At 69.6% G+C, this 15485-nt stretch carries 14 protein-coding genes; 7 read left to right on the top strand and 7 right to left on the bottom strand.

Annotated elements, in window-relative coordinates:
• Nucleotides 1–35 precede the first annotated feature (35 nt).
• From U5A56_RS17200 to U5A56_RS17210, 3 genes are read left to right on the top strand one after another with little or no spacing between them, the layout of a single operon-like run.
• The gene (locus U5A56_RS17200) at nt 36–1847 is read left to right on the top strand and encodes an ABC transporter permease (protein ID WP_321923594.1); all 1812 of its coding nucleotides are present in this window, start codon (nt 36–38) and stop codon (nt 1845–1847) included.
• 11 nt (nt 1848–1858) lie between these two features.
• Nucleotides 1859–2716 carry an ABC transporter ATP-binding protein gene (locus U5A56_RS17205; protein WP_044845380.1) on the top strand — a complete coding sequence of 286 codons (858 nt, stop codon included), beginning with the start codon at nt 1859–1861 and terminating at the stop codon, nt 2714–2716.
• A complete protein-coding gene (locus U5A56_RS17210) occupies nt 2713–3477 on the top strand; it encodes an ABC transporter ATP-binding protein (protein ID WP_044845379.1) in 765 nt (254 codons plus the stop codon). Before U5A56_RS17205 ends, U5A56_RS17210 begins: the two co-directional genes overlap by 4 nt.
• A 30-nt stretch (nt 3478–3507) precedes the next feature.
• Here U5A56_RS17210 and U5A56_RS17215 read toward each other — a convergent pair whose 3' ends face one another.
• Both U5A56_RS17215 and U5A56_RS17220 read right to left on the bottom strand, forming a co-directional pair.
• On the bottom strand, nt 3508–4929 hold the full coding sequence (locus U5A56_RS17215; protein ID WP_321796496.1) for a sensor histidine kinase: 1422 nt from the start codon (nt 4927–4929) through the stop codon (nt 3508–3510).
• Nucleotides 4916–5581, bottom strand: a complete 666-nt coding sequence (locus U5A56_RS17220) for a response regulator transcription factor (RefSeq protein ID WP_124521995.1) — start codon at nt 5579–5581, stop codon at nt 4916–4918. Before U5A56_RS17220 ends, U5A56_RS17215 begins: the two co-directional genes overlap by 14 nt.
• Before the next feature lie 236 nt (nt 5582–5817).
• Between U5A56_RS17220 and U5A56_RS17225 the strand changes: the two genes are divergently transcribed.
• Both U5A56_RS17225 and U5A56_RS17230 read left to right on the top strand, forming a co-directional pair.
• Nucleotides 5818–6834: an ABC transporter substrate-binding protein gene (locus U5A56_RS17225; RefSeq protein ID WP_044845401.1), complete on the top strand. Its 1017-nt coding sequence runs from the start codon at nt 5818–5820 to the stop codon at nt 6832–6834.
• Between the two features lie 116 nt (nt 6835–6950).
• Entirely contained in the window at nt 6951–8261 is a 1311-nt protein-coding gene (locus tag U5A56_RS17230) for an MFS transporter (RefSeq protein ID WP_044845376.1), read from the top strand.
• A 138-nt stretch (nt 8262–8399) separates the two neighbouring features.
• On the opposite strand, the gene U5A56_RS17235 is transcribed toward U5A56_RS17230, so the two are convergent.
• Together U5A56_RS17235 and U5A56_RS17240 are read right to left on the bottom strand one after the other, a co-directional pair.
• Nucleotides 8400–10211 (bottom strand): sensor histidine kinase, encoded by a 1812-nt coding sequence (locus tag U5A56_RS17235; RefSeq protein WP_321923559.1) that lies wholly within the window; start codon nt 10209–10211, stop codon nt 8400–8402.
• On the bottom strand, nt 10208–10855 hold the full coding sequence (locus U5A56_RS17240) for a response regulator transcription factor (protein WP_044845374.1): 648 nt from the start codon (nt 10853–10855) through the stop codon (nt 10208–10210). The genes U5A56_RS17235 and U5A56_RS17240 overlap by 4 nt, the downstream gene beginning before the upstream one ends.
• A 307-nt stretch (nt 10856–11162) precedes the next feature.
• Here U5A56_RS17240 and U5A56_RS17245 point away from each other — a divergent pair, with 307 nt between their 5' ends.
• Entirely contained in the window at nt 11163–11615 is a 453-nt protein-coding gene (locus U5A56_RS17245) for a hypothetical protein (RefSeq protein WP_044845373.1), read from the top strand.
• Between the two features lie 102 nt (nt 11616–11717).
• Nucleotides 11718–13736, top strand: a complete 2019-nt coding sequence (locus U5A56_RS17250; RefSeq protein WP_321923561.1) for a VTT domain-containing protein — start codon at nt 11718–11720, stop codon at nt 13734–13736.
• A 15-nt stretch (nt 13737–13751) separates the two neighbouring features.
• On the opposite strand, the gene U5A56_RS17255 is transcribed toward U5A56_RS17250, so the two are convergent.
• The 3 genes from U5A56_RS17255 to U5A56_RS17265 form a co-directional block, all read right to left on the bottom strand.
• The gene (locus tag U5A56_RS17255) at nt 13752–14081 is read right to left on the bottom strand and encodes an addiction module antidote protein (protein ID WP_044845371.1); all 330 of its coding nucleotides are present in this window, start codon (nt 14079–14081) and stop codon (nt 13752–13754) included.
• Nucleotides 14078–14410 carry a type II toxin-antitoxin system RelE/ParE family toxin gene (locus U5A56_RS17260; RefSeq protein ID WP_321923563.1) on the bottom strand — a complete coding sequence of 111 codons (333 nt, stop codon included), beginning with the start codon at nt 14408–14410 and terminating at the stop codon, nt 14078–14080. The genes U5A56_RS17255 and U5A56_RS17260 overlap by 4 nt, the downstream gene beginning before the upstream one ends.
• A gap of 356 nt (nt 14411–14766) precedes the next feature.
• Nucleotides 14767–15321 carry a protein tyrosine phosphatase gene (locus U5A56_RS17265; protein ID WP_321923565.1) on the bottom strand — a complete coding sequence of 185 codons (555 nt, stop codon included), beginning with the start codon at nt 15319–15321 and terminating at the stop codon, nt 14767–14769.
• Between the last annotated feature and the right edge of the window lie 164 nt (nt 15322–15485).

Consider the following 15485-nt stretch of genomic DNA (forward strand, 5'->3'; position numbering starts at 1 on the left):
ACCCGGAACCGCATGCAAATGACGGACGCATCGTGATGGCTTCCTGGCTCGACTACACGCTCAACGGCCTCATCGTCGGCAACATCTACGCGCTGCTCGCGGTGGGGCTCGCGCTGATCTTCGGCGTGTCGCACCTGATCAACTTCGCGCACGGCTCGGTCTACATGGTCGGCGCCTTCATCGGCTGGCTGTGCCTGACGCGCTTCGGCTTGCCGCTGCCGGCCGCGCTCGCGGCGGTCGTCGTCGGCTGCGGCGCGCTCGGCATCGCGATCGAGCGGGTCGGGCTGCGGCCGTTGCGCCACGCCGCGCGCATCGCGCCGCTGCTCGCCACGATCGGCATCAGCTTCATCCTCGACCAGCTCGCGCAACTCGCGTTCGGCGCGGACCCGCGTGCGGTGCCGACGCCGCTGCCCGACTGGCACCTGCGGATCGCCGGCGCGACGCTCGGTGCGCTCGACCTGCTGATCGCCGGCATCGGCCTCGCGGCGGCCGCGCTGCTGTACGGCTTCCTGCGCTTCACGCGGCTCGGCTGGGCTGTGCGCGCGACCGCGCAGGATCGCGATGCGGCGCTGCAGATGGGCGTCGACGTCGATCGCGTGAACCAGACGGTGTTCGCGATCGCGTGCGCGCTCGGCGGTGTCAGCGGGCTGCTGGTCGGCATGTACTACAACAGCATCGATCCGGCGATGGGCTTCCAGGCGACGCTGAAGGGCGTCGTGGCGCTGCTGATCGGCGGGCTCGGCAACGTGCCCGGCGCGATCGCCGGCAGCCTGCTGCTCGGTCTCGTCGAAAGCTACGGCGTCGCGCTGTTCGGCACCAGCTATCGCGACCTGTTCGCGTTCGGACTGCTGATCGTGTTCCTCGTGTGGCGGCCGAACGGCCTGTTCAGCGGGAAGCGCGCGCTGCCGCCGGAGCCGATGACGGGCACCTTCCTCGCGGCCGCGAAAGCCGTGCGCGTGCCACGCCCGGTGCTCGTCGTGCTGATCGTGGCGGCGGCCGTGCTGCCGTGGTTCGGTGCATCGCCTTATGTGCTGCAGACGCTGACCAACGCGTGGCTGTACGGGCTGCTCGCGCTGAGCCTCACGCTCGTCGCGGGCACGGTCGGGCAGATCTCGCTCGGCCACGCCGCGCTGCTCGTGATCGGCGCGTATGCGTCGGCGCTGCTGTCGTCGGATCTCGGATGGTCGCCGGCCGTGACGATTCCGTGCGCGGGCGCGATCACCGCGGTGCTCGGCACGTTGCTCGTCTATCCGGCGTTCCGGCTGCGCGGGCACTACGTATCGATCGCGACACTCGGGATCGGCGAAGTGGTGAGCCTCGTGATCCTGAACTGGGACGGCCTCACGCGCGGCCCGCTCGGCATCACCGGCATCGCGCCGCTGCCGTGGGCGACGACCGCGCGCGCCGCGTACTGGTTCACGCTCGCGGTGCTCGTCGCGTTCGCGCTCGTGCAGGTGCGGCTGCTGCGCTCGCATCTCGGCCGCACGCTGCGCGCGGTGCGCGAGGACGACGTCGCCGCGCGCGCGCACGGCATCGCGCCGAACCGCTACAAGGCGATCGCGTTCGCGGTCGGCGGCGTCGCGGCCGGCGTGAGCGGCGGCATCGCCGCGCACCTGTACAGCTACATCAATTACCAGACCTTCGATTCGCAGGTGTCGATCCTCGCGCTGACGATGGTGATCCTCGGCGGGCTCGGCAACGTGCTCGGCGGCGTCGTCGGCGCGATCGCGCTGATCGGGCTGCCCGAGCTGTTCCGCTGGGCGGCCGACTACCGGATGCTGATCTACGGCCTCGTGCTGCTGCTGCTCGTCCGGTTCCGGCCGCAGGGCCTGCTCGGTACGGTATGAGGAGGATTGCGATGACCACCACTCGACCCTTGCTCGACGTACGGGGTTTGACGCGCCGCTTCGACGGCGTGACCGCGCTCGACGCGGCAAGCCTGACGCTCGCCGACGGCGAGCTGCTGAGCGTGATCGGCCCGAACGGCGCGGGCAAGTCGACGCTGTTCAACCTGATCGCGGGCGCGGACCGCCCCGATGCCGGCCGCGTGACGTTCGACGGCCGCGACATCACCGGCACGCCGCCGGAACGGCTCGCGGCGCTCGGCATCGCACGCACGTTCCAGCACGGCCGCGTGTTCGGCAACCTGAGCGTGCTCGACAACGTGCTGATCGGCGCGCACGCGCGGTTGCGCGCGGCGCGGCCGGGCTGGCCGGCGCTCGGCGCGGCGGCCGAGGTGTGGCGCGCGCTCGTGCGGCCCGCGTCGGTGCGGCGCGAGGAAGCGGCGCTGCGCGACGAGGCGCGCGACATCATCGCCGGGTTCGGCGAGCGGCTCACGCCGCGCATCGATCATCCGGCGCACAGCCTGTCGTATGCGAACCGGCGGCGTGTGGAGATCGGCCGCGCGCTCGCGCTGCATCCGCGCCTGCTGCTGCTCGACGAGCCGACCGCCGGGATGAACGAGACCGAGACCGCCGAGATGCTGCAACTGATCCAGTCGCTGAAGACGCGCGGCCTGACGATCCTGCTGATCGAGCACAAGCTCGAACTCGTGATGCGCGTGTCCGACCGCGTGATGGTGCTCGACAACGGCGTGAAGATCGCCGAAGGCGCGCCACGCGACGTGCGGCACGATCCGCGCGTGATCGAGGCTTATCTCGGTCGCCGCCATGCAGGCGGCACGACGGCCGAGCGCACCGTGCAGGCGGCCGCATGAGCGCACCTTCTTCCGGACCCGACACGACCATGACCGACGCGCTGCTGAAACTCGAACACCTCGACACGTTCTACGGCCCGGTGCAGGTGCATTTCGACGTGAACGTCGAAGTCGGTCGCGGGCAGATCGTCAGCCTGCTTGGCGGCAACGCGAGCGGCAAGTCCACGACGATGAAGCTGATTCTCGGGCTGATGCGGCCGCGTCGCGGCGTCGTGCGTTTCGACGGCGACGACGTGACCGCGCTCGCGACGCCGCAGCGCGTGCGGCGCGGGATCGCGGCCGTGCCCGAGGCGCGGCGGCTGTTCGGCGACATGAGCGTGCGCGAGAACCTGCTGATGGGCGCCTATACGCGCGGCGATCGTACGGCGGTGGCCGACGACTACGCGCGCGTGCTCGAACTGTTTCCGCGCGTGCGCGAGCGGCTCGCGCAGCGCGCGGGCACGCTGTCGGGCGGCGAGCAGCAGATGCTCGCGATGGCGCGCGCGCTGATGGCGCGGCCGAAGCTGATCTGCATGGACGAGCCGACGATGGGGTTGTCGCCGCTCTACGTCGACAAGGTGCTGGAACTGATCGACACGATCAACCGGCAGGGCGTGACGGTGTTCATGGTCGAGCAGAACGCGAGCCTCGCGCTGGAGATCGCGCATTACGGATACGTACTGCAGACGGGGCGCGTCGTGCTCGAAGGGCCCGCGAAAACGCTGCTCGACGACGAACGCGTGCGCGATGCGTATCTCGGCGGGGAGGCGGTCGCGGCGTAGTCGACGGAAGGGGCGCCGCGTCCCGCCGATTCATGCGTGACCGGCGTGCGCCGTTGCCGGCCGCGGAAACGTCAGCACTACCGCGAATCCGCCCGCATCGGGAAACGCGAACCCGACGCGCCCGCCGTGCGCCTTCATCACTTCCTGCACGATCGCGAGCCCGAGCCCCGACCCGGTGCGGCGTTCGCTGCCGTCCGGCGCGATCCGCACGAACGGCTGCAATGCCGCGTCCCAGTGCTCGCGCGGAATGCCGCGCCCGTTGTCGGTGACGGTCAGCGTCACCGCCCGATCCGCGTTGCCCGCGGTGGCGACCGACACGACGATATCGTCCGCATGCCCGTGCAGCAGCGCGTTGTGCAGCACGTTCGACAATGCCTCCTGCAGACTGATCGCATCGCCGTCGATCCACGCATGCGGCGCGTCGCTCGCGAACGCGACGGCCACGTCGCGCGCGTCCGCGAGCGGAATCGTGCGGCCGAGCACGTCCTTCGCGAGCGCGACGAGATCGACGGGCTGCAGCGGCACGACCTCGGTGCGATGAATCACCATCGCATGATTGAGCAACTGCCCGGTGAGACGCCCGACATCCGAGCAGGTCGCGCGCAACGCATCGAGCCGCGCCGCATGACGCGCGGGATCGGCTTCGCCGTCGAGCAGTTCGATCTGCGCGTCGAGCCGCGCGAGCGGCGTGCGCATCTGGTGCGCGGCGTCGGCGATGAAACGCTGCATCGCGTTGATCCGCTCGGCGAGCCGCCGCATCAGCCCGTTGATCGACCCGATGATCGCGTCGATCTCGCTCGGCGTGTCGACGGCCACCGGCCGCAGGTCGGCCGGGTCGCGCGCGGCGATGATCGTGCCGATCTGCGCGAGCGGGCGCAGCCCGCGCCGGATCGCGAGGCCGCTCGCGCCGATCGCGAGCACGCTCATCAGCAGGATCAGCGTCCACACCTTGATGCTCATGTCGTTCGTCAGCTGTTGCCGCGCATTGGTTGTCTGCGCAACCGTAACGAGCGCCCAGCCCGGCGTGCTTTCCTCCGGCATGTAGCGCGCGATGGTCGCGGTGCGGATCCGGTGACCCTGGTAGACGGCGTTCGCGAACGACGGGCCCTGTTTCGCGGCCGCGAGCGTCGCGGGGCTCGCGAGATCGTTGTAGCCGGCCACGACGACGCCGCGCGAATCGACCACCTTGTAGTAGACGAGGTCGTAGCGCGACAGCGTCGACAGCGCGGCGACGGGCGGGTTCAGCGCGAGCACGCCGCCTTGCACGTACAGGTTCTCCGCGACCTGGATCGACGCGCCGGCGAGCAGCTGGTCGTACGCGCGCTCGGCCGCGACGCCCGCGTAGTAGCGCGCGATCGCGGCTAGCGCGAGCGCGCCGGTCGCGACGACGAGCGCGATGAACAGCAGCGTGCGCCCGAACAGCGTCTTCGGGAACCAGTCAGTGCGCGGCAATCTGATACCCCATCCCGCGCGCGGTGCGGATCTCGACCGAGCTGCCTTGCAGCTTCCTGCGCACGCGCGTCACGTATTGCTCGACCGCGTTCGCGGTCGGCTCGTTGCCGAAGCTGAACAGCTGGTTCAGCAGTTCGTCCTTCGAGAAGATCCGCTGCGGACGGCTCGCGAGGATCTCCAGCAGCGCGAATTCCTGGCGCGACAGCGACAGCGGCTGGCCGTCGAGTTCGGCAAGCCGGCTGCTGCGATCGATCACGAGGCCGCCGAGCGTCAGCACGTCGTTCGCATGGCCGCTGTTGCGGCGCAGCAGCGCCTGTACACGCGCATCGAGCTCGCGGTAGTCGAACGGCTTCACGAGATAGTCGTCGGCGCCGAGGCCGAGGCCGCTCACGCGGTCGTCGATCGCCGAGCGCGCGGTGACGAGCAGCACCGGCGTCGTGCTGCCCGACGCGCGCAGGTTGCGCAGCACCGCGAAGCCGTCGAGGCCGGGCAGGTTCGCATCGAGCACGACGAGGTCGAAGCGCTCGACGCGCAGCAGGCCGTTCGCGGTCGAGCCGTCGGTTTCGAGATCGACGGCATGGCCGAGCCGCGCGAGGCGGCTGCGGATCGCCGCGCCGATTTCGGCATCGTCCTCCACGACGAGAATGCGCATGGTGCCGTTTGCAGGGTGAGGGGTTAGGGGTTTTCCCGGGGGCGGGATGTCAGTATTTTCTCAGACTCGCTCGATAACCTGTGTTCAGCCGGAGCAAGCGACGACGGCATTAATACCAGAGGAGACGGCAACATGCAGCATGTCACGGGCACGACGAAGGCGCGGCCGGATGCACGGCGTAGCCTGACGCCGGCTGCCGCGTTGCCGCTGGTCGCGCGCCGCATGGAGGCATGCGCATGAAGACGTCGCCGCGCCGCCGCGCGTTGCTCGCCGCCGGCCTCGGCATGCTTGCCGCACCGTCGCTGGTGCGCGCGAAGCCGCGCACGGTGCGGATCTCGAAAGGCTATGGCGTGTTGTACCTGCCGCTGCTCGTGATGGAGAAGCAGCGCCTGTTCGAGCGGCATGCGGCGCGGCACGGCCTGCGCGACGTCGCGGTCGACTGGGTACTGCTCGACGGCGGCAATTCCGTCAACGACGCGATGATGGCCGGCACGCTCGATTTCGCGGGTGCCGGCGCGCCGGGCTTCATCGAGCTGTGGGCGCGGGCGCGCGGGATTCCGAACGTCGAGGTGATCGGCATCAGCGGATTGTCCACGACATCGCTGTCGCTCAATGCGAACCGTCCGGGCCTGACGTCGCTGCGCGACTTCACGCCGTCCGACCGGATCGCGGTGCCGGGCATCCGCACGTCGCTGTCGGCGGTCGTGCTGCAGATGGTCGCGAGCCGGCAGCTCGGCGCGCGGCATTTCGCGCAGCTCGACTCGATCACCGTGAACCTGCCGCATCCGCAGGCGATGCAGGCGCTGATCCGCCGCGAGAACGGCGTCACCGCGCACTTCACGTCGCCGCCGTTCTCGACCCTCGAATTGCGGCAGCCGGGCATTCATCGCGTCGTGAATTCGGTCGACGTGCTCGGCCCGCTGACGCTCGACGTCGTGTTCGCGCCGAAGCGGCTCGTCGATACGGAGCCCGCGCTGGCCGCGGCGTTTCTCGGTGCGCTCGACGAAGCGAACCGCCTGATCGCGCAGGACCCGCGCGCGGCGGCCGCGCTGTATGCGGCGTCGTCGGGCGTCGCCGTGTCGCACGACGATGTGATGCAGATGCTCGCCGCGCCTGACACGCGTTTCTCGGTGCGGCCGAACCAGCTGATGGACTACGTCGAATTCCTGTATCTCGCCGGCACGATCAAGGCGAAGCCGCGCGCGTGGCACGAGATGTTCGCGCCGATGCTCGACGACTACCGGACCGGCTGACGACGGCGGCCATCCGTTTCCGGATCCCGATTTCATCGAACCCCACCGCGCCCGCGCATGCATCGCGCGCGGCGCCGATTCAACCGACAAGCAACCGCTTCACGGAGGAGCCCGCAGTGAATGCCACCGAAACCCTGGACCCCGCGTCCGCCGAAGAGCAGCGCATCATGTCGAAGATGGCGCGGCGCCTGATGCCCATCCTCGTCGTGATGTTCCTGATCGCGTTCATCGACCGGCAGAACGTCGGCTTCGCGAAACTGCAGATGGTGCACAGCCTCGGGATGACCGAGGCCGCGTTCGGTCTCGCGTCGTCGCTGTTCTTCATCGGCTACCTGCTGTTCGAGGTGCCGAGCACGCTCGCGCTGCATCGCTACGGCGCACGCGTGTGGCTCGCGCGGATCATGCTGACGTGGGGCCTCATCACCGTGCTGATGGGCTTCACGACGTCGATGCCCGCGTTCTGTTCGCTGCGCTTCCTGCTCGGGATCGCCGAGGCCGGCTTCTATCCGGGCGTGATCTATTACCTGACGCTGTGGTTCCCGCAGAGCTATCGCGCGAAGGTGCTCGGCATCTTCACGCTCGGCAGCGCGCTCGCGAACATGCTCGGCTCGCTGGTCGGCGGTGTGCTGCTGAGCCTGAACGGCGTGTGGGGGCTCGCGGGCTGGCAGTGGGTGTTCGTGGCGACGGGCATCCCGGCCGTGATCGTCGCGATCGTCGTGTTCCGCGTGCTGCCGGCGTCGTTCCGCGAGGCGCCGTTCCTCGACGAACGCGAGAAGCAGATCGTCGCGGCCGCGCTGGAGCGCGAGAAGCCGGCGCAGGCCGAGCATGCGCAGCCGTGGAAGGCGCTGCTCGATCCGCGCGTGATGCTGTTCGCGGCGACCTACATGCTGATGTCGACGTCGCTGTACGGCGTCACGTACTGGCTGCCGACGCTCGTGAAATCGTTCGGTGTGTCGAGCAGTACGAACGGTTTGCTGAGCATGCTGCCGTGGGCGCTCGCGGTGGTGCTGCTGGTGTGGCTGCCGTCGAAGCTGCGCCGCGCGAAGAGCATCCTGCGCACGATCGCGATCGTCGCGGCGCTCGGCGCGCTCGGCTTCCTGCTGAGCCTCGTGCTGCCGTCGACGCCGCTGCGCTTCGTCGCGCTCGTGCTGGGCGGGGCGTGCATCCCGCTGCTGTATCCGTGCTTCTGGTCGATGCCGCCGCGTTACTTCACCGGCGCGCGTGCGGCGGCGAGCGTCGCGGCGATCAACTCGATCGGCAACCTCGGCGGCTTCTTCAGCCAGAACCTGATGCCGTTCGCGGGCAAGGTGACGGGCACGGCGTTCGGGCCGATGATCGTGCCGATCGTGTGCCTCGCGCTGCTCGGGATCGGCGCGCTCGTCGCGTGGACGCGCTCGGAGCGGGGGATGGTGGCGGCGCGGGTGTGATGGACGGCGGCGGCCGGGGGCTGCGGTATCGCACAGTCCCTGCTGCCGATTGGGCCAACGGTCGAACAAGTCACGATCCTCACCGTTCGGCATCAGTGGGAAGAAGACTACCACTGCCCCCGCAGCAGCACACCGCCGCTACTGCTTCGCCTTTACCTCTTCCGCCCGCGACGTCCCCCGTCCGTCATGCGCGATCGCCACATGCGCCGACGCCACCGGAATATCCACCTCCACCGTCGTTCCTTCGCCGAGCGTCGTATCGATCCGCAGCGTGCCGCCGACGAGATACGCGCGCTCGCGCAGGCCGACCAGCCCGAACGATCCCGACTTGCGCGGCGCACCGGGATCGAAGCCCGCACCGTCGTCGCGAATCGTCAGCGCGATCGTCTCGTCACGGTAGACGAGCGCCACGGTCGCGCTCGACGCGGCCGCGTGCCGCGCGACGTTCGCGAGCGCTTCCTGCGCGATACGGAACACGGCCGTCGCATACGGTTCGTCGAGCAGCAATTCGCCCGGCTCGACGTGCAGCGCGCACGCGATGCCGTGACGGCGCTGGAAATCCTCCACGAGCCATTGCATCGCGGCCGCGAACCCGAGGTCGTCGAGCATCAGCGGACGCAGGTCGGACGCGATGCGCCGCGTGGCCGTCACCGCGCCGCGCGCGAGCGCATGCATCGCCGCGATCTTGCGCGCCAGCGGCGCATCGTCCTGTGGCACGCGGTCGAGCAGCCATTCGAGATCGTTCTTCAGCGCCGCGAGCGTCTGCGCGAGTTCGTCGTGCAGTTCGCGCGCGATGCGGCGCTGTTCGGCCTCGCGTGCGCTCGCGCTGATCGCCGCAATCTCGCGCAGTTCCTCGCGCGACACCTGCAGCGCCCGCTCCGCGCGCACGCGCTCCTCGACTTCGCGCCGCAGGTCGCGGTTCGACGCGCTCAACTGCGCGGTGCGCGCCGCGACGCGCTGCTCGAGCCGTTCGTTCGCCTCGTTGAGCTGCGCGCTCTTCTGCACGACGAGCAGGTGCTGATAGCGCGCGCCGGCCAGCGCGCGCACCGTCTGCGCATGCAGCCGGCCGTTCTCGAACAGCAGCGCGAACAGCACGACGCACGATGCGACGAGGCCGTAGGTCCGCCCGGCGTAGAAGCCCAGGTCGAAGCGACCGTGGTTCAGCATCGCCGACAGCGCGATGTCGAACAGCCAGGCGACGAGCACGATCATCACCCACAGATCGAGCACCGAATGACGACGCCGCAGCCGCCACATCAACACGAGCGCGGCGAGGTTCAGTGCCCAGACGATCGTGATCGCGTGCGTCATCGTCGACGCCATCCGGTTGCCCTGCATGATGCGCGGCAGCAGGTCGTGGCCGGCGGTCGCGAGCAGCGCGAGCGCGACGGTCGCGCCCGCGGCCGACGCGATGCAAAGCAGGATCGGGATCGCCGCGCGACGCTGCTCGAGCGACGGCGGTCGCGCGCGCGCCGCCGCGCGCAGCAGCACGTACGCGATGACCGTTAGCGGAAAGCCGCCGTGCCAGAACAGATAAAGCCACGCGGTGGTCTGTTCGCCCGCGCCGAGCAGGCCCGTCGGCGAGAACAGCCCCGGAAAGGTCAGCATGTGCGTGCCGGCCATGAAGCCCGTGAACAGGTAGCCGCCCGCGAGCGCGAGCAGCGATTTCTCGCGCAGGATCGCGTACTGGCCGAGCAGCAGGCCGGCCGTCACCATGTCGTTGATCACGATCGCCGACTGGTACACGGGAATGAAGCCCAACACGCGCGCGAGCGGCACGCCCGCGAACGGCGCGAGGGTGGCGAAGATCACGGCCGACACGATCACCGTCGCGATCGCGAGCCGCCGCTCGCGCCGGTCGGGCGGCAGCGACGACATGAACAGGCGCGACGGATCCGACGCGTCGTTGTCGTCGGGGGCGGCGGAGCGGACGCGGAACGCGGGCATCATGCGTCGTCGACGCCGAGGTCGAGATCGTGGCGCATCGCGTAGCGCACCAGCGCGGCTTCGTGCGGCAGTTCCATCTTCTCGAGGATGCGGGTCTTGTAGGTGCTGACCGTCTTCGCGCTCAGCGTGAGTTCCGCTGCGATCCGCGTGACCGTCTGGCCCGCGACGATGCGGCGCATCACGTCGAGTTCGCGCGCGGACAGCCGCTCGTGCGGCAGCATGTCGGCCGGCGTGCGCAGCGTGCGCGCGAGGCTCTCGGCCGCCGACCGGCTCACGTACACGCCGCCCGCCGCGACCTTGGTGACGGCCTCGACGAGTTCGGCGGTCGCGCTGTCCTTCGTCAGGTAGCCGGTTGCGCCGGCCTTGAACGTGCGCGCCGCGTACTGCGCCTCCGCATGCATCGTCAGCACCAGCATGCGCAGCGACGGCGCATGCGTCCTGACCAGCCGGATCAGCTCGATACCGGTCGGCGCGGGCATCGACAGGTCGAGCAGCAGCACGTCGGCGGCGCGACGCTCGGCCAGCGCGAGCGTGGCCGCGCCGTCGCTCGCCTCGCCGACGATTTCGAAACCGCCGGCCGTTTCCAGGATGTGACGCAGTCCGTCCCGCATGACTGCGTGATCGTCAGCCAGCATTACCCTGATCATCTAGCGGTCCTCTTCGGGATGATGCCGCGGGCTGCTCCGCCGGTAGCCGCCGCGGCCGTTCTTCTGACCAATATATTCCGCCGAAACCAAAAATGGTGCACCTGCGGGAAATTTTTGAGATACGAGAGTGTCGAATCTGTCTCAAAGCGAAATAATCGGCGTGAAATGGTACAGGCGATAGGGCCAGATGGGGCGGGTATTCCCGAGGAATGGTCGCCGTCGGGCGGGCGGCATGCGTCGCGGACCGCCCTGATTCAGAGATAAACTGGTGCCCGATTGCACCGTCCCGACCCGAGGAGCCGCCACGATGATCGATCTCGCCGACATCCTGCCGTCCGCGTTGCCCGACGCCGTCGCGTGGGCTGACGCGCAGGCGGCCCACGGGCTCGCGCAGGGCGTGCCGCTGACGCCCGCGCAGGCCGACGACGCGCGCACGGTGGGCGTCGCCCGGCCGGAGCGGATCCGCGTCGTGGTCGCCGACCGGCTGCCGTTCCCGGACACGCCGGCGCTGGGCGCGATCGCGCGCGACACCGGCCTGCTGTCGCCGGGGACGATCGGCCTCACGCTCGGCCATGCGGTGTTCGTGCTGCGCGGCCACGACACGCGACGCCTGCTCACGCACGAATTCCGTCATGTGCATCAGTACGAGGAAGCCGGGTCGATCGGCGCGTTTCTCGCGCGCTACCTGCACGAGATCGCGACCGTCGGCTACCACGACGCGCCGCTCGAGGCCGACGCGCGCCAGCACGAGTTCGACTGACACCGCCCGCCGGCACGACCGCGCGCACACGCCGATGAACCTTCCCCACGCCACCGCCGGCCCGGTGCAGACACGCCGCGCCGCCACGCCGCGCGGCCTGCGATGAGCGACACCATCCACGCATGGCTCGGTGCGATCGGCGCGCATCCGGCGCTCGTGCTGGCGATCGTGTTCGCCGCCGCCTGTGCCGAGGCGATCGCGCTGATCGGCACGGTCGTGCCGGCCGGTGCCGTGCTGTTCGCGGCCGGCACGCTGATCGGCGCGGGCGCGCTCGACGGCTGGACGACGATCGGCGTCGCGGCCGCCGGCGCGATCCTCGGCGACGGGATCAGTTACGAGCTCGGACGCCGCTACCGCGGCGCGATTCGAAACGGGTGGGTCCGGCTGGGCTACGCGGATGCCTATGCGCGCGGCGAGCAGTTCGTGCTGCGCCACGGGACGAAGAGCATCGTGCTCGCGCGTTTCCTGGCGCCGGTGCGCGCGGTCGTGCCGGTCGTGGTCGGCTGCGCGACGCTGCCGCGCCGGTCGTTCTATCCGGTCAATGTCGTGTCGGCGCTGATCTGGGCGCCCGTGCACGTCGTGCCGGGCATCCTGTTCGGCGCGTCGGCGGTGCTGGCCGCCGCGATCAGCGTGCGGGTCGCCGCGATCCTGCTGGTGATCGCCGCGCTGGTCGCGCTCGTGTGGATCGGCGTGCGCGTCGCGCTGCGGCGCGGCTGGCCGTTGCTGCGCCGCGCGGCCGGCGCGGCCGTGCACGCATGCGCGCGCCGCTGGCCGCGCGTCGGCGGCTGGCTGCACGACGCGATCGAGAAGGGGCGCCGCCTGCCGGGCGTGGTGCCCGTGTTCGCGCTGCTGTTCGTCGGCTGCGTGTGGCTGCTTGCCGGCATCGTGCGGGACGTCGTCGCGAACGATTCGCTGATGCACGCCGACATCATGGTGTATGCGTTCCTGCAGGACCTGCGCACGCCGCCGGTGGATGCCGCGATGCGCGCGCTCGCGGTGCTGCACGGACACGATACGGGGCTGATCGTCGCGGCCGCGTTCCTGGTCTGGCTGATGATCCATCGCTGCTGGGTGACGTCCGCGTGGTGGCTTGCGACGGTCGGCATCGCGGTCGTGCTCGTGCCGGCGTTCGGCACCGGCGTGCCCGGCATGACGCCCGCGAGCCTGCCGCCCGGCGCGCTGCACGTGCCGCTGCCCGACGCCGACGCGGCGTTCGCGATGCTCGCGAGCAGCGGCATCGGCTGGGTGATCACACGCGACCGGCCGGCGCTGTGGCGCATTCCGGTCGTGACCGCGGTCGTGTTGTGGATCGTGCTGGGCGGCTTCGCGCGGCTTTACGTCGGCGATACGTGGCTGTCGGGTCTGCTCGGCGGCTGGAGCCTCGGGCTCGCGTGGTTCGCGGTGCTGGCGGGCGCCTATGCGTACTGGCAGGTGCGCGAGCATGTGCAGCCGCGGGGCGCGCTCGTCGCGGTGCTCGTCGTGCTCGCGACGGCCGGCGTCTGGACCGTGCCCGCGCAATGGCAGCTCGATCGCGCGGCGCGTCCGCACGTGGGCGACGTCGTCGCGATGACGGTCGATCAATGGATGCGCGGCGGGTGGCAGCGCGTGCCGACGCGGCGCACCGAGATCGGCGGCGATCGCGAGGAATATCTGCCGCTGCAATGGTGCGCGACGTCGGACACGCTCGATCGCCATCTTTCGCTGGCCGGCTGGCAACGCGCGACGCCGTGGTCGGCCGCCGCCGCGCTGCGGTGGCTCCTGCCGCAGGGGCCGGCCGATGCGCTGCCCGTGCTGCCGCGCTATACGCACGGCGAGAGTACGCGCCGTGTGTTCGTGCGTGTCGATCCGGCCCGCCCGGACAGCCGCCTCGTGCTGCGGCTGTGGCGTTATCCGTACGCGCTGCAGGATGCGCTCGGCACGCGGCCGCTGTGGTACGGCGCGCTGTATCGCGAGACGCTGCATCGGCCCGCACGGCTGATGACGGTCGTGCGCGCGACGACGATCGACGATGCGGCGACGATCGCGCAGGCGCTGCAGGTCGAGCCGACGCTCGCGCGGCCGCCGGCGGGGACGAGTGGGGCGCCGGCCGCGGTGCTGCTCGTGTGGATGGTGCAGCCTTGAAGCGCGTGCGCCGCGTTATGCGTGCGACGGTTGCGCGGGGACGACGGACAGGCGCAGGCCGACCGTCTTGAGCACCGCGAGCAGGGTTTTCAGCGTCGGGTTGCCGTTGGGCGACAGCGTGCGATACAGCGATTCGCGGCTGATGCCGGCGTCGGCCGCGACCGCGCCGAGCCCGCCATACGCTTCCGCGACCGTGCGCAGCGCGAGCAGCGCGGCCGCGCGGTTGTCGGGGTCGTCGAGCGATTCCATCGCGACGCGCAAATAGGCCACCGCGAGCTCGCGGTCCGCGCCGAGTTCGGCGACTTCCGCGTCGTGGTGCGATACCGCGCCTTTGAGCTTGTTCATGCTTGCCTCCGTTTCCAGTCCAGCCAGTGTTCCTTCGCATGCCTGATGTCGTCGGACTGGCTGTGCTTGTCGCCGCCGTACAACAGCAGCACCAGCGCACTGCCGTACCGGCCAAAGTACACGCGATAGCCGGCACCGACGTGGATGCGCAGTTCGATCACACCTTCACCGACGGGCTCGCAATCGCCGAAATTTCCGGTCTGCACGCGACGCAGCCGCTCGCGAATCCGCGCCTGGGCGAGCTTGTCGCGCACGGCGTTCAACCATTCGGTGAAAGGCTCGCGACCGTCGGCGCGCTGATAGCGAAGCAGTTCGAACTTGGAGAGCATTGTAGCTTATAAGTTACATAAAGGCATGGATATCGACGTGATTGCGTTCTGGGCCCGATGAGGCGGATGACGTGAGACGCACGCGGGCCGACTGCCGAATCGAGACGAAGCACGACGCGAAGGCGCTGCGCGGGAATGCCTGCAGTGCCTTCGTGGCTCGGGGTGTCAGGCGGCGAGACCGGTTACCCGAACGAAAATCATTCTTTCATTCGGGGCGTGGGATGACGATTCGGCCGAACGGCTGATCTCGTCGGCGCGTACGGGAAACGCGCCGTGCGGGGGAGGGACTGCTCAAACGATCGGACCGCCGGTGCCGCCGCGTGACGCGACGGTCGACCCGGCGAGTCCGGCCTGCGTTACTGCTTCGCCGGCGCGGCCGTCGCGACCTTGTCGAGCGCGGCCGGGATGAACGTGTCGAGCTGCGCGGTCACCGATTCGTAGAAGTCGATCGGCTTGCCCCACGCGTCGGGTACGTCCTTGTGCACGCCGGTCGCGTATTCGGCAAGCGTGAAGACCTTGCCGGCGGCAGACGGATAGAGCGTGAGCACCTTCTCCTTGTGCTTGTCGGTCATCGTCAGGATCACGTCGGAGTGCTTGACGTCGTTCGCATTCAGTTGCACCGAACGATGCGCGGACGTGTCGATTCCGCGCCGCTTCATCAGGATCACACCGTTTTCCTCGGGCTTTTCGTCATACGGATCCTCGTCGACCGCGCGCGAGATCACGGCGATATGCGCGTGCCGTTGCGCGATCAGTTGTCCGGCGATCGCTTCGGCCATCACGCTGCGTCCGGTATTGCCCGTATCGACGAACGCGACCTTCTTCGGTTCCTCCGCGAATGCCGACGTCGCGCACTGGACGCCCAGGCAACAGAGCAGCGCAAGCATCTTGAGGATGGGGCCTTTTTTCATTGGTGTCTCCGCCAGGGTGGGGTGGTCGTCGCCGCGGCACGACGCCGAGGCTGGCGGAGATCATGCCGGCCGCGCATGCCGGAAAAAAATAAACGGCCGGTTTTGGCAAGAGGGTGTCGCATTGTTGCAAGCGGGTCGATCGAGGCAGTCGCGCTCCGCAGCCT

It is taken from the genome of Burkholderia sp. BCC1998, from assembly GCF_905339875.1.
In the GTDB taxonomy this organism is placed as follows: domain Bacteria; phylum Pseudomonadota; class Gammaproteobacteria; order Burkholderiales; family Burkholderiaceae; genus Burkholderia.

Excerpts from the sequence above, each read along its gene's own strand:
- U5A56_RS17200 (WP_321923594.1), top strand. The coding sequence starts at position 36 with ATGGCTTCCTGGCTCGACTACACGCTCAACGGCCTCATCGTCGGCAAC.
- U5A56_RS17205 (WP_044845380.1), top strand. The coding sequence starts at position 1,859 with ATGACCACCACTCGACCCTTGCTCGACGTACGGGGTTTGACGCGCCGC.
- U5A56_RS17210 (WP_044845379.1), top strand. The coding sequence starts at position 2,713 with ATGAGCGCACCTTCTTCCGGACCCGACACGACCATGACCGACGCGCTG.
- U5A56_RS17220 (WP_124521995.1), bottom strand. The coding sequence starts at position 5,581 with ATGCGCATTCTCGTCGTGGAGGACGATGCCGAAATCGGCGCGGCGATC.
- U5A56_RS17225 (WP_044845401.1), top strand. The coding sequence starts at position 5,818 with ATGAAGACGTCGCCGCGCCGCCGCGCGTTGCTCGCCGCCGGCCTCGGC.
- U5A56_RS17235 (WP_321923559.1), bottom strand. The coding sequence starts at position 10,211 with ATGATGCCCGCGTTCCGCGTCCGCTCCGCCGCCCCCGACGACAACGAC.
- U5A56_RS17240 (WP_044845374.1), bottom strand. The coding sequence starts at position 10,855 with ATGATCAGGGTAATGCTGGCTGACGATCACGCAGTCATGCGGGACGGA.
- U5A56_RS17245 (WP_044845373.1), top strand. The coding sequence starts at position 11,163 with ATGATCGATCTCGCCGACATCCTGCCGTCCGCGTTGCCCGACGCCGTC.
- U5A56_RS17250 (WP_321923561.1), top strand. The coding sequence starts at position 11,718 with ATGAGCGACACCATCCACGCATGGCTCGGTGCGATCGGCGCGCATCCG.
- U5A56_RS17255 (WP_044845371.1), bottom strand. The coding sequence starts at position 14,081 with ATGAACAAGCTCAAAGGCGCGGTATCGCACCACGACGCGGAAGTCGCC.
- U5A56_RS17260 (WP_321923563.1), bottom strand. The coding sequence starts at position 14,410 with ATGCTCTCCAAGTTCGAACTGCTTCGCTATCAGCGCGCCGACGGTCGC.
- U5A56_RS17265 (WP_321923565.1), bottom strand. The coding sequence starts at position 15,321 with ATGAAAAAAGGCCCCATCCTCAAGATGCTTGCGCTGCTCTGTTGCCTG.